Source organism: Agathobaculum ammoniilyticum, assembly GCF_025567315.1.
GTDB lineage: Bacteria > Bacillota > Clostridia > Oscillospirales > Butyricicoccaceae > Agathobaculum > Agathobaculum ammoniilyticum.
The window spans coordinates 45,980-59,071 of the sequence record NZ_JAOQJE010000015.1; the positions used below are offsets into that span (position 1 = coordinate 45,980).

At 48.7% G+C, this 13,092-nt stretch carries 14 protein-coding genes and 3 pseudogenes; 11 read left to right on the top strand and 6 right to left on the bottom strand.

The window, feature by feature from the left end; all coding sequences use genetic code 11:
* Positions 1–513 precede the first annotated feature (513 nt).
* The 5 genes and pseudogenes from mobP3 to OCV66_RS15560 all read left to right on the top strand — a co-directional run bounded on the left by mobP3 (position 514) and on the right by OCV66_RS15560 (position 3,384).
* Complete coding sequence (mobP3, locus tag OCV66_RS13495) at positions 514–1,134, top strand: MobP3 family relaxase (RefSeq protein WP_242977813.1); 621 nt, start codon at positions 514–516, stop codon at positions 1,132–1,134.
* Positions 1,091–1,411 carry a tetratricopeptide repeat protein gene (locus OCV66_RS13500; RefSeq protein ID WP_243182368.1) on the top strand — a complete coding sequence of 107 codons (321 nt, stop codon included), beginning with the start codon at positions 1,091–1,093 and terminating at the stop codon, positions 1,409–1,411. The genes mobP3 and OCV66_RS13500 overlap by 44 nt, the downstream gene beginning before the upstream one ends.
* Positions 1,405–2,331: pseudogene (locus tag OCV66_RS13505) on the top strand (tyrosine-type recombinase/integrase); the annotation flags it as partial. The gene OCV66_RS13500 and the pseudogene OCV66_RS13505, both read left to right, overlap by 7 nt.
* Complete coding sequence (locus OCV66_RS13510) at positions 2,324–3,037, top strand: N-terminal phage integrase SAM-like domain-containing protein (protein ID WP_317258429.1); 714 nt, start codon at positions 2,324–2,326, stop codon at positions 3,035–3,037. The pseudogene OCV66_RS13505 and the gene OCV66_RS13510, both read left to right, overlap by 8 nt.
* A gap of 101 nt (positions 3,038–3,138) precedes the next feature.
* Positions 3,139–3,384: a hypothetical protein gene (locus tag OCV66_RS15560; protein WP_317258430.1), complete on the top strand. Its 246-nt coding sequence runs from the start codon at positions 3,139–3,141 to the stop codon at positions 3,382–3,384.
* Between the two features lie 276 nt (positions 3,385–3,660).
* On the opposite strand, the gene OCV66_RS13515 is transcribed toward OCV66_RS15560, so the two are convergent.
* The 6 genes and pseudogenes from OCV66_RS13515 to OCV66_RS15675 all read right to left on the bottom strand — a co-directional run bounded on the left by OCV66_RS13515 (position 3,661) and on the right by OCV66_RS15675 (position 8,528).
* Positions 3,661–4,536 carry a winged helix-turn-helix domain-containing protein gene (locus OCV66_RS13515; RefSeq protein ID WP_054326885.1) on the bottom strand — a complete coding sequence of 292 codons (876 nt, stop codon included), beginning with the start codon at positions 4,534–4,536 and terminating at the stop codon, positions 3,661–3,663.
* A complete protein-coding gene (locus OCV66_RS13520) occupies positions 4,533–5,108 on the bottom strand; it encodes a restriction endonuclease subunit S (protein ID WP_054326884.1) in 576 nt (191 codons plus the stop codon). The genes OCV66_RS13515 and OCV66_RS13520 overlap by 4 nt, the downstream gene beginning before the upstream one ends.
* Before the next feature lie 71 nt (positions 5,109–5,179).
* Positions 5,180–6,327: pseudogene (locus OCV66_RS15670) on the bottom strand (HsdM family class I SAM-dependent methyltransferase).
* Positions 6,328–6,582: 255 nt separating this feature from the next.
* Positions 6,583–7,005 (bottom strand): DUF6088 family protein, encoded by a 423-nt coding sequence (locus OCV66_RS13530; protein ID WP_243182370.1) that lies wholly within the window; start codon positions 7,003–7,005, stop codon positions 6,583–6,585.
* Between the two features lie 493 nt (positions 7,006–7,498).
* Positions 7,499–8,134 (bottom strand): recombinase family protein, encoded by a 636-nt coding sequence (locus tag OCV66_RS13535; RefSeq protein WP_262564711.1) that lies wholly within the window; start codon positions 8,132–8,134, stop codon positions 7,499–7,501.
* Entirely contained in the window at positions 8,094–8,528 is a 435-nt protein-coding gene (locus OCV66_RS15675; protein ID WP_407933176.1) for a recombinase family protein, read from the bottom strand. The genes OCV66_RS13535 and OCV66_RS15675 overlap by 41 nt, the downstream gene beginning before the upstream one ends.
* A gap of 234 nt (positions 8,529–8,762) precedes the next feature.
* Here OCV66_RS15675 and OCV66_RS13540 point away from each other — a divergent pair, with 234 nt between their 5' ends.
* The 6 genes and pseudogenes from OCV66_RS13540 to OCV66_RS13565 all read left to right on the top strand — a co-directional run.
* The gene (locus OCV66_RS13540; RefSeq protein ID WP_002569163.1) at positions 8,763–9,746 is read left to right on the top strand and encodes a DUF6017 domain-containing protein; all 984 of its coding nucleotides are present in this window, start codon (positions 8,763–8,765) and stop codon (positions 9,744–9,746) included.
* 23 nt (positions 9,747–9,769) lie between these two features.
* Entirely contained in the window at positions 9,770–9,991 is a 222-nt protein-coding gene (locus tag OCV66_RS13545; RefSeq protein WP_002569164.1) for a DUF5348 domain-containing protein, read from the top strand.
* Between the two features lie 41 nt (positions 9,992–10,032).
* Positions 10,033–10,509: a PcfB family protein gene (locus OCV66_RS13550; RefSeq protein WP_002569165.1), complete on the top strand. Its 477-nt coding sequence runs from the start codon at positions 10,033–10,035 to the stop codon at positions 10,507–10,509.
* Positions 10,506–12,314 (top strand): VirD4-like conjugal transfer protein, CD1115 family, encoded by a 1,809-nt coding sequence (locus OCV66_RS13555; protein WP_002569166.1) that lies wholly within the window; start codon positions 10,506–10,508, stop codon positions 12,312–12,314. Before OCV66_RS13550 ends, OCV66_RS13555 begins: the two co-directional genes overlap by 4 nt.
* On the top strand, positions 12,301–12,471 hold the full coding sequence (locus tag OCV66_RS13560) for a hypothetical protein (protein ID WP_002569167.1): 171 nt from the start codon (positions 12,301–12,303) through the stop codon (positions 12,469–12,471). The genes OCV66_RS13555 and OCV66_RS13560 overlap by 14 nt, the downstream gene beginning before the upstream one ends.
* A 417-nt stretch (positions 12,472–12,888) precedes the next feature.
* Positions 12,889–13,017, top strand: a pseudogene (locus tag OCV66_RS13565) (Maff2 family mobile element protein); the annotation flags it as partial.
* Positions 13,018–13,092 lie beyond the last annotated feature (75 nt).

A 13,092-nucleotide genomic window follows, 5' to 3' on the forward strand; every position in this document is an offset into this window, starting at 1 on the left:
GAAAATAGACATAGACACACTGTTTGGATGGACGATAATGTATGGGTTCATGTGGAGTCCCACTACCAGAGGGACAACTGTACGACCAAAAACGAATTTATTGAAAAAGCCGTTCGGTTCTACTCTGGCTATCTGGACGCGGAATCTGCCGCTGCTTACCTGCTTCGTGCCCTATCCGATGTGCTGGAGGGCAAGCTGGGCACCCTGGGCAAACGGATGGGACGCCTGCTAGCGGTGGAGCAGAGTCTCATGGAGAATGTCCTAGCCGCCGGCATAGACACCGGATCTGGATCAGCTGAGAAAAACCCTGGTCCGATGCGCCAAAGAAGTAAAAGAAATCAACTTCGAAGACGCGCTTCTTTTCCAGAGAGGGGGCTGAGTGATGCTGGGACTGCTCCAGAAGCCGGGCTACATCAGACCCTGAAACGGCAGCGACTACTTGGAATATATGGCGGAGCGCCCCCGCTCCCACGGACTGTTTTCCGCTGACGGTCCTGCCGATCTGGAAAAACCATGGAGGAGATCAACGGGCATACCGGGCTGGTGTGGACCTTCGTCAACTCCCTGAAACGGGAGGACGCCCACCGGCTGTGCTATGAGAACAGCGAGAGCTGGCGCCGGTTATTGCTAGCCCATCAGACGGAACTGGCCCAAGCAATGAAAATCTTGCCCAGCAACTTCCGATGGTATGCCGCCTTCCACGACAAGAAGCACCACCCTCACATCCACATGATGGTCTGGTCGGCGGATCCCCAGCAGGGTTTTCTAACGGAAAAAGGTATCGAGAAGATGCGCTCCCAGCTGTCCAATGAGATCTTTCGTGACGAGCTTCCGTCTCTGCATCAGCAGAAAGATCTGTTCTACAGCCAAGTGCGGGACGCGGCAATGGAGGCCATGGGACGGCTCATCTGGAGGATGGAGACAGGCCTGTATCACAACCCTGCCATCGCAGAGCGGATGGATACGCTGGCTGGGATGCTGGAGGACCACAAGGTCAAAAAGGTCTATGGCTACCTGAAAAAGCCAATAAAGGCCCAGGTGAATGCCATCGTGGATGAGCTGGCCAAGGTCCCTATGGTGGCAGAGTACTATGAACAGTGGAATCAGTCTCGGGACGAGGCAGAGCAGGTGTAGGTGCTGGCGGGACGGGCGAGGCATCCTCCCCGATGACCAGCAGGCGGAGCTGTGGTTCCGGCGGGCGGCTGACGCGGGATATAACTTCGCCCAGTACGCATTGGGGAAGCTTCTGCAAAGCCAAAAGAGAACGGAGGAAGCGGTATCCTGGTATGAAAAAACGGCGGCTCAGGACAACGCCTGCGCCGCCTACCGTCTGGGAAAACTGTATCTGGAAGGAAAAGATGTTCCGAAGGACGTACCAAAAGCGGTGGCCTATCTCACTGAGTCCGCATGACCTTGGGAGAGTGGCTGAACCGGTGGATGGAGGACTACGGTGCGGCCACTCTGCGGCCCAACACCTTACGCAGCTACGATCAGTTCATCCGGTGCCATATCAAGCCCTATCTGGGGGATAAGATCGTGTCTTGGGTAGCCCGCATGGACATTCTGAAATTGTATCGAAAGCTGAAACACGAGGGCCGTGTCCTCGAGTACTCGGAATACGGGCACGAGCTGTCAGACACCATGGTACTCCGCATCCACGCCATGGCTCCACCGGTGCCTGAAGGACGCGGAGGCAGCCCATGTGATCGCCCGGGGCCGCGGTGCCCAAGGCCAGCTATAAACCCAAGCAGATCCTCACAAAGGAGCAGGTGGACACCTTCCTGGCGACGGTGGACCGCAACGAGATCTGGCAGGACTTCGACGAGAAGGCCGGACACTGAAGGTCCTTCGGTCGGTGAACGTCCCCAAGGCTGGGGAGTTGGAGATCGGCGAAACAAAGACCAGCCAGGGGCGGCGGACCATCCACCTGCCGCCCAGCACGTCCAGCGGCTACGGGAACGGAAGAAACATGCCATCAGCCAGTGGAGCTTCCCAAAACCTCTGGCTCCGGAGAAGCCAGTGCGCCCAAGCGCCGCCTACTACTGGATGAAGCGGATCTTAAAAGCGGCGGGACTGCCTGCGATTCGATTCCACGATTTGCGGCACACTTTTGCCACCCACGCCCTCACCAGCAGCGTGGACGCCAAGACCCTGTCCGGCATCCTGGGCCACACCAACGCCAGTTTCACCCTGGACACCTACACCCATGTGACGTCGGACATGCAGCAGGAGGCCAGCCACATCATAGGCGGCTTCCTGGAAAATCTCCTGAGGAAAGGCCTGAAACCGCGGCAGAAAAACAGGCCGGAAGGAGGTGCACGCCATGGCTAAACGGCGAAAAAAGGGCGAGAGTTCCGTCCACCAGCGCAAGGACGGCCGCTGGGAGGGCCGGGTGGTCGTCGGTTACGTCGAGAAAGGCCTGCCCAAAACGAAGAATGTCTTGGCTAAGACCAAACGGGAGTGCCGGGAGAAACTGAGGCAGCTCTGGGAGACGGCGACCGCCCCCAGGACAGAAAAGGTCCGGCCGGAGACGCCCTTCGGGGAGTGGCTGGACTTCTGGTATCAGAACTACGTCAAGCCCCAGATCCGCCCCACCACCCAGGTGAACTACAAAACGAAGATCTATCAGCACATCCTCCCTGAGCTGGGGAAGATCCCTCTGAACCAGCTGCCCCAGAAGGACCTCCAGCAGTTCTATACCTGGATGAAAACGGCTGGGCGGCTCATCCGCACGGAACAGTTCGGCAAGGTGCTCTCCGACTCCATGGCGCGCGGCCTCCACGCCGTCTGCCGGTCCGCGCTGGAGAAAGCGGTGCAGGAGGAACTCCGGCGCTTCTTCATCCAGGCTCAGGCGGAGGGCTATTACGAGCTGTTTCTCCTGGATCTGTGTACCGGCCTGGCGGAGGGGCGAACTGCTGGCCCTCCAGTGGGACGACCTGGACTTCAAAACCAGAACCCTGACCGTAAACAAGCAGATTTACGGGGTGAAGGGACAGCTCCATGGGAGCGTCCCGAAGACCCGCGCCTCCATCCGTAGACTGGGTCCTGCCGCCCTGCGTGGTGGGGATACTGCGGCACTACCGAGAAACGGTGGACTCCCGGTGGATGTTCCCCTCCCCTGTCAAAGAGGACGTGCCCATGACACTGGGGGGCGGTGCGCCGGCGACTCCAGATCATTCCGGAGCGGGCAGGGTGCAAAAGAATCAGATTTCACGATTTACGCCAACCATATGTCAAGCTTACTACAAAAAATATATTCTGCAAAAGCAGAAATCCCAAACCGTCAAATGTGATGGCATGGGATTCCTGTTTTTCAACTTCTGGATTGTCGAAAGCAACTTAGTATTTTACACAGATCTCAACGGCTTCATTTTGTGCATCTAGATGACTCTGATAGGGTGGTGTATTCAAGATAGAATAGTTCAGTGGTAGGGACAATGATTACAACATAGGAAAATTGAAGCCCTTCACTAGACGCCTTTGATAGCATCCTGTTCTCGTATTTTCAGGAAATTTCCATATACAGCTAGAACATAACTAGATTTCTTTCAATATACCATAACCTTTTGACCAGAATCCACCTGTATTGTATTTATTTCGTCGACTATCTCCATGAGGGGCCGCTCTATATGCTATTTGTGATATCAACTCAATTAACCATTACAAAACACCATAAATTCGGTAAATGTCTTCAATACTGATCTCTCTGCCCAGTATTGAACATATCTCTTGCGCTCTTGAAAAAAACAATTTTGCGATTAACTTTCTAACATCCTCCTTTTTTCCATAATGAATTTGATTATGACAGTTGCTGCATAGCGAAAAAATGTTTTGCTCTCGGTCTAAATTCACTCCAAAATAGTCGGTAAAAGATATTGGGATCAAGTGGTGCGGCTCCATATACAACACATGCCCATTTCTGCGTAGAAATGATACATGGGATGGATTTGCTTCACACAAATGGTTTGCCCTGCTAAGTGCCCGTTTAGCTACAGCTGAATCACGCGGATAGATAATGCGGCTTCCTGAAATACGCGAAGTACGTTTTCTCTCGGGTTCGTTTGAAAAAGCATCTGGGACAGATACAGAGTCCATATCTTCCACAGCTATCCGCGCAATATATTGTGCTTCTTCATCCTTTTCATCAAGAGCTATACCATCTATGGACAGAGGAGCAGAAAAGAGCTTTTGATAGAATGCCAGTGTAAACAAACGGTTCTCCTCCGGCGGTATATTTTGGGCTTGCTCTATTAGTTTGCTCAGGTACTCCTTTCCTCTCTCTGTAATGATCCAATTCCCATCTCCACCAGCCTTCATATATCCATCAGCGACTAAATGTTGCCGCTCGTATGAAAAATTATTCCGCCATTTTGACTCAGATGGACGTGTTGTACCCAGTACATCATTTGTATCATTTTTATGCCAATAGCTATTGTCGTTAATATGCTGTAATACCAGATGACGCTTTCCGCCGCCACCTATTTCATTCATGGCATAGAGTAGAACCAATTTCATTTGTTCCGATTGCGTCATCATTCGTCACGCCCTTTCTGAAAAAGTAAAATGGGATATGTAATAAACTTATCAATAAAAGCCCAGATAAAATGATTTATTAATTCGCCTAATTCCATATCCTGGTGTTCTTGATTAAAACGAATTACAGAAGACAGCGTTTCCCCGATTGCATGTTGCCACGTCATGCTTCGATAATATAAACGTATCATCGAAAGCTGATGAATGTTGATATTCGCACGAGTTGTATAAACAAAAGAACACCGTTCAATTTCTTGCTGATATATCTTACTGCGAAAGTATGTCGCTATATATCGAGGATCGACCCAGTCGTCTTTTATTGGCCGCAAGCGTTTCAGGTATGCTCCATACACCGCAGCCTGGTCTTTCAACGCTACACTACAGCATGCCAACTCATCTATAGTCTCGCTTGTTCGATTCAGCAGCACATCACCGCGTTTGATATAATATTTGGGAGCATCACCATCCGTCAACTCAACGCAGGCAGGAAGATTTTCCGGTAGGAATATGTGGTGAATCACGGTTTTACGTCTACCATAGGCGTACCCCGCCCAAAGGCTTCTTTCTTTGCGCATACACCTCCAAAAATGTTATATAGCTCGGATAAATACACTTCGTTCCAATCTTTAGGAACGCTTTTTGTCTTTCATTTTTTAATACTTTCACAGAGCTGAGATGTCGGAATTCGGTTGCACAATATATCTACCGACGTGTTGAAATCTTCAGATATCTGCTCAAACGAAGGTAACAAGAGTTCTTTCGGAAGTGTGTACAGATTAGGGCTCAGAACATAGCGTTTTTGAGCAATCTCCGCTATAGATGCTACGGCATACCATTGTGTTGTTTCAAGTTGCTTATCATTCCGATATTGACACAGAAGCGCAGAAATTTTTTTGCCATCCTGCTGTCCAAGAATGTCTAGCTGTCTTGCGTCAACAAAAAGTACCGTATCGTGTGCGGAAGATTTGTTTATAACCCACGCGCAGCAGGGAATCTTCGTTCCATAAAAAAGCCCGTCGGAAGCGCAAGAATTGCTTCAATCCATCCATCAAGAAGAATTTGCTTACGAATCTCGCTTTCTGCAAGATTCTGAGTTGTTAACGTTCCATTCGGTAAAAGTGTAACTGCACGTCCATTGGGGGACAAGTGACTGATGATGTATTGGAGCCACGCAAAATTAGCGTTTTTTTCGTGGTGGATACCCATATTGCCAATGTACATTCCTGTTCGCAGTGTCATTTCCGCACCAATCGGAAGAATTAAACGGCGGATTTGTAAGAATGTCTATTATAAATATTGATCTGCGTGCATATCCTCTATGAGTGTATTGGCAGGACATTTTCCCAAATCCGCAGAAAGACCGTGCAACATAAGGTTCATTTGGCAGATGGAAAAGGATTCCTGATCGAGTGTTTGCCCATACAACAATAGTTTTTTGCTGGGATGAGAAAGGGCTATGCCACACAGCATTGCACCGCTCCCGCAACAAGGATCGTATACTTTCCCGCCATGTCCAATTCCCAGTAGCTCTGCCATCAACTGAACAACTTGTTTAGGTGTATAAAAATCGCCAGCGTTGGGCGAACCGGTCCGTACTTCCCTTGCCAGATTATGCTCAAAAATAGCGGATAAGGTATCGTTATCTGTTGATATATTAGAAAGCAAATGTACAATATCTTTCAGTGGGTACTCGTCCACTGCAACAGTACATAAGCGTTCAGCCAGGTTTGCGGTGAATAACAGATGGGGTTTTATTTGGCCAATAGCATATTTATTGCAGAAAAATATTTCCATCAGCCTTACTCGCCTCTTGCACTATCATGCTCCACATCGTTTCTCCATTGTTGCATTTTATCGCTTTGCTCCAACACTGCTCCTCATCTGGTGTTGCACATATATGTTTGATTAACAATAGACGTTCAATACATCCGGATTTGTACTGGATACAAGTCTTAACATATCTACAGTTAGCAGTTGTCCATCATTCATAGACATCCTCCGTTTATTTTCTATACGCAATCTAAAATTCTATTCTTCTCAGCTAAGACATTAACGGATGAATTCCTTATTTGTTCTATGTTTAAACTCAATCCTAATTGAATTCCATTTATATATTCTATATGGCCCTGTACTGATATAGGACCAAATTGCAGGTCTTTGGTTTGATAAGCCTGACAGGTATCGAGCGGCGTTTCCATATGATGCGATTGTCCAGTGAAAAGTACGAGCCAAAGTCTTTGCTACTGCATCTGGATTTACTTCTACAAACTCATTGAGAACACTACTATATTTCGGCTTTTCAAAAATTCCTCTAAGAACGCGCCGTAATATTCCTGCCTGTACAAGGCGGTTCAAACTTTGTCGTACAGTTGCCGAATCAGCAATATCTGCGAAGTCGGAAATAGCAAAGATGGTTCCGTCTTCTGCAGACAGAATTCGTGCACGTTTCTGTTTCATATATCCACTATCCAAAGAACCACCTCCTGCAAGATGTCACGAATATTATACATAATTCGTGACATCTTTTCAACGTCTGTAAACCGTTAAAGCACATATTTTTATACCAATACGTAAACATGGAAATTTATTAGAGGAAAGAACAGCGCTACCTAATAATTGCCCATTTAGAATTCAATCGCCCATTTGAGAGTAATGCTTTTGTTTGGACATATGATAATCTCATCAATACAGTCCATAATTTCGCTGAGAGCAATTTCTTTGTGACTTGCTTTCAATAATTTGCGAAACAATTGATACAGTCTTTCGTAATCCGTCTTGCTTGTAATCGTATCATCTCTAATTGCTTTTTTTCATTCGCTGCATCTTGAGCTGCTCGAAATTCCTCTTTGCTGATTTCTCCGTCAACAAACCTCTCATAATGACGAATGGCATTCCTAAAAGCCTCTTGATATTGCTGATCAGATTGGGCAATATCTTTGTCAATCCTCTTTATTACCTGCTTATACTATGAATCGGAAATAAAATGTTCGTTTACATATAGCTTTAGTTGATGATAGATAGCATGAAAGACATCTTCCTCCCGCACATACATACCGGTGCACTTGCCAACGCCTAAAAGGTTTTTAGTAATACCGGTAAAAAAGTACCAATCTGCATGATTGGTTCCGCGCTTACGCTGCATTTTCCCACCACAGCACCCGCAAATAACCTTCCCTTTTAAAACATTTTCCGTCGATTGGCTTTTTGTGGCGAGATTAAACGCTTTTGCTTGAAATGACCTTTGAATGGCGTCAAAGGTATCCGTGTCTACCAAAGGCTCATGTGTTGCGGCAACAGCGCTCTTTTCTTTTCCTTGTATGAGCATGCCGGTATAGGTTCGGTTGGTCAGGATATACTTGACTGACCTGCTATTCCAATCTCCGTTGCCATCCTCATAGTTTCCAGCTAATTCCTTTGATCTCGCATATTGGATTGGTGTGGGAATATTTTTCTCGTTCAGATATCGGACTATGGCGGTCACACCAGTGCTATTCGATGCTAACTCAAAGATTTTCCGGACAACAATAGCTGCTTTAGGATCAGGAATGAGTTTATCGTGGTTAGATTCTGATTTTTGATAATCGAATGGGGCTCTTGGCACAATAAATGGTACCGAGTTGTGCTTTCATGTCTAATGTCGCCTCCACTTTCTTTTTTATTTCAATAGATGTTTGCTCATTAAATGCATTTATTATTGGTACGCGTATTCTGGAACTGTAAGGACGTTTTTGATTGTTAATACCGTCAACCGTATCAAATTGATCGTTTACAGAGACAAATCGGACTCCGTTAGCTGGGAAAATGACTTCGATATAGTAACCAGTAGTAATGTAGTCCTTTCCTAGGCGATGGAGATCCTTTACAATAACGCAGTTGATTTTGCCCGCAAGGATGTTTTCAATCATTTTTTGAAACGCAGGGCGATCAAAAGCTGACGTTAGATAACGATACTTTTGAAAACACTGGAAAATCAAGGTTTTTCGAGCGACGGACAAGCAGGGTATTGTACTAAAAACTGAATACGACGCAGAAGCGGCGTTTCTTACTCTCTACATGGGAGAACAGGAACGCCGCTTTTTTATGCCCTTTGTTACGCAGTAGGGGCAGAAAAAGCCTTGCTACAAGCGATTTTGCGGGCGCGTATCTGGCGCGGCAAGGGATTTATACCTTATCCCCCGAAACCGCGCTTCTACTGCGTAACAAATCCACAGCAAAAGGAGTGATTTACTATGGCAGTTTTCAGAGTGGAACGGAACAAGGGCTACACCGTAATGAGCAACCACCACCTACGCAACAAGGAGCTTTCCTTAAAGGCAAAAGGGCTGTTGTCGCAAATGCTGTCACTCCCCGAAGATTGGGACTACACCTTGAAAGGCTTATCCCTTATCAACCGGGAGAAGATAGACGCTATCCGCGAAGCCATTAAGGAGCTTGAACGCGCCGGGTATATCGTTCGGTCAAGGGAGCGCGACGAGAAAGGACGCTTGCGGGGCGCGGACTATGTGATATTCGAGCAGCCGCAGCCGCCTACGCCGGATTTACCTACATTGGAAAATCCAACATTGGATAATCCAACGCAGGAAAAACCAACATTGGAAAAACCTACGTTGGAAAATCCAACGCAATTAAATAAAGATATACAAAGAACTGACTTACCAAAAAAAGAAAAATCAAATACAGATTTATCAAGTACCCATTCCATTCCTATCCTTTCCCCTAACCCCTCTCCTTGCAGAGAAGCGGCTACGCCGCCGGAACGGAAAGGAACGGAAGCGGCAGCACAGAGCGCAGTTGATATATACCGGGAAATCATCAAGGACAATATCGACTACCACATTCTCAAACAGGACATGAAGTTTGACGGGGACAGGCTGGACGAGATTGTAGACCTCATGCTTGAAACCGTATGCACCGCCAGAAAGCGGGTACGGATTGCGGGGGACGACTACCCGGCAGAGCTTGTGAAATCTAAGTTTATGAAACTGGACGGCGAGCATATCCGCTTTGTGCTTGACTGTATGCGGGAGAACACAACGAAAATCCGCAACATCAAGCAATATCTGAAAGCAGCCCTTTTCAACGCCCCGTCCACTATCGGCAATTATTACACTTCCCTTGTCGCCCATGACATGGCAAGCGGCGCACTGTCACCGAAGAAGCCGCAGTACGGCGACCCGGACTATTATTCATTCAAACCGGGCGAAAGCCTGTAAAACAACAAAAGGAGGATTTTATTATGGCACAGAAAATGACAGGAGCATTGGTATTTGACGAGCGCACCGACCGTTACGACATTCGCTTTGACTTAAACAGCTACTACGGGGGCTTGCATTGCGGTGAGTGCTTTGACGTATTCGTGCGGGGCAAGTGGAAGCCGACCCGGATTGAGTACGGCGACAACTGGTATCTTGTGGGTATCAGAGCCGAGGACTTGAACGGGCTGCGGGTGCGTATCTGACCGCCGCCCCATAAAGAAACGCGAAAGGAGGACGCGAGGAATTGCAGGACGAAGTAAACGAAAAGACCATAGCCCTTTACATCAAGACCGGGAAGCTGACCGCCCAGACGCTCCAAAAGGCAATGAAAGCCATACTGTCAAAGGGCAAAAAGCAGCTTGCAAAACCGCCACAGGGAAAGCAGAGCTTAAAGCAGCTTATGAAGCAGAACGCGGGCGTTTCCAACATTGAGATTACCGAGGGCAATATCAAAGCCTTTGAGAGTACGGCGAAAAAGTACGGTATCGACTTTGCGCTGAAAAAGGACGCAACGGAAAGCCCGCCCCGCTATCTGGTTTTTTTCAAGGGGCGGGACGCGGACGTGCTGACCGCAGCCTTTAAGGAGTTTTCCGCAAAGAAGCTGACACAGGAGAAAAAGCCCTCTATCCGAAAGCTGCTCTCTACGCTCAAAGAAGCCGCACAGGGCAAGAACGCGGAACGGGCAAAGGTCAAGAACAAGGACAGGGAGGTATCGCTATGAAGCCGGAAATCAAGAAGCTGCTTATCCTAAATCTCCCGTATCTGCTCTTTGTCTGGCTCTTTGATAAAGTGGGCGCGGCTGTCCGTCTATCCCCCGGCGCGGACGCAAGCGCAAAGCTGCTACATCTTGGGGACGGTTTTACCACCGCCTTTTCCAGTATCGCGCCGAGCTTCCACCCGGCAGACTTACTTATCGGCATTGCGGGGGCGGTCATTGTCCGGCTGATTATCTACACCAAAGGCAAGAACGCGAAGAAATACCGCCGCGGGACAGAATACGGTTCGGCGCGTTGGGGCGGGGCTGACGACATAAAGCCGTACACAGACCCGGTATTTGAGAACAATATCCCCTTAACGCAGACGGAACGGCTCACCATGAACAGCCGCCCGAAGCAGCCGAAATACGCAAGAAACAAAAATATTCTTGTAATCGGCGGTTCCGGCAGCGGCAAGACCCGGTTCTTTGTGAAACCGTCGCTCATGCAATGTACGTCAAAGGATTTTCCAACGTCGTATATCGTCACTGACCCGAAAGGAACACTGATTTTGGAAACCGGGAAAATGTTGCAGCGGTACAAATACCGTATCAAAGTGCTAAATACGATTAACTTCAAAAAATCCATGAAATACAATCCCTTTGCCTATCTGCGGAGCGAAAAGGACATTTTGAAATTAGTCAATACCATTATCGCCAACACCAAAGGCGACGGGGAAAAATCCGGCGAGGATTTCTGGGTGAAAGCGGAAAAGCTCTACTACACCGCACTAATCGGCTATATCTGGTATGAAGCCCCAGAGGACGAGAAGAACTTCACGACGCTGCTTGAAATGATAAATGCGTCGGAAGCCCGCGAGGACGACGAGGATTTCCAGAACCCGGTTGACCTCATGTTTGAACGTCTGGAAGAAAAAGACCCGGAACATTTTGCAGTCAAGCAGTACAAAAAATACAAACTGGCGGCGGGCAAGACCGCAAAAAGCATACTTATCTCATGCGGCGCGAGGTTAGCCCCATTCGACATTAAGGAGCTGCGGGAGCTTATGGAAACCGACGAAATGGAGCTTGACACCATAGGTGACAGAAAGACCGCCCTTTTCGTGATTATCAGCGACACCGACGACACCTTTAACTTTGTCGTGAGTATTCTCTACACACAGCTATTCAACCTCTTGTGCGACAAAGCAGATGATGAATACGGCGGGCGGCTTCCCGTCCATGTACGGTGCTTACTTGATGAATTTGCGAATATCGGGCAAATCCCCAAATTTGAGAAACTAATCGCAACCATACGGAGCCGGGAAATCTCCGCGTCAATCATCTTGCAGAGCCAGTCACAGCTAAAGGCAATCTACAAGGACAACGCCGATACCATAGTCGGCAACTGCGACACCACGCTTTTCTTGGGCGGCAAGGAAAAAACCACGCTCAAAGAAATATCGGAGATTTTAGGCAAGGAAACGATAGACAGCTTCAACACTTCCGAAACAAGGGGGCGGGAGCTTTCGCATGGGCTGAACTATCAGAAATTGGGAAAGCAGCTTATGACGGAAGATGAAATCGCAGTCATGGACGGAGGGAAATGTATCTTGCAGCTACGCGGGGTGCGCCCGTTCTTTTCGGACAAATTCGACATAACGAAACACCCGAAATACAAGTACCTATCCGACGCAGACCCGAAGAACGCCTTTGACATGGAAAAGCACCTTAAACGCCGCCCCGCCATTGTCAAGCCCGACGAGGTTTTTGACTATTACGAGATTGACGCAGCAGACTTACAGGAGGACGCAGACCATGAGGAAACGTAGCGCAGAGGAAAAACAAAAGCAGCTTGAACGGTTTTTAATGAATGTTGCGGAAGCCGCCGACGCTGCATTATGGGAGTATTGGCGGGAAAAGGAAGCGGAACACCGCCGTTTTGCAACGGAGTATGTCACGCGCCGGGGGCTTATCCCTCAACAGTGACAGCATGGCAGACCGCCGGGGAGGGGGGGACAGGGGAAGCTACACTTCCCCTACGCTGCCTTGCGGCAGCTACCCCTTTGTGAACTTGCGGGAAGCGAACACCTTGCTATGCAAGCTATTCACTTCCCGCAAGTCTGAATAATACCCGTCCGGCAGCACAGCGGGACACCGAAAGGAGGAATCGAAGCAATCACATATATCAATATCGGCTACATGATACGCGCCCCTACTTTCCGGCGCAGCACACAGCGGCAGGAGCCGCACCCCCCTACAACTGAATACCGCCGCGCCGCAGAACTTACGCAGCGCGGGGACAGCCGCCTTTACCAGAGGGCGGTTTTTTTATGCGGCGGCATACGCTGACCGCCTTTTGTCCGCTTGCCGGACAGCCGCAGACGCGGCAGAAAGGATTTATTTATGGCATTTTTCAATAGCGCAGTAGACGTTTTGCAGACCCTTGTTGTAGCACTTGGAGCCGGGCTTGGTATCTGGGGCGTTATCAATCTCATGGAGGGCTACGGCAACGACAATCCGGGCGCGAATGCTCATGTACGGTAAGGAAGCAAGCAACCGAAAACAAGAGATAGACCGCCAGCACTACACTATTCCGAACCAAAGACC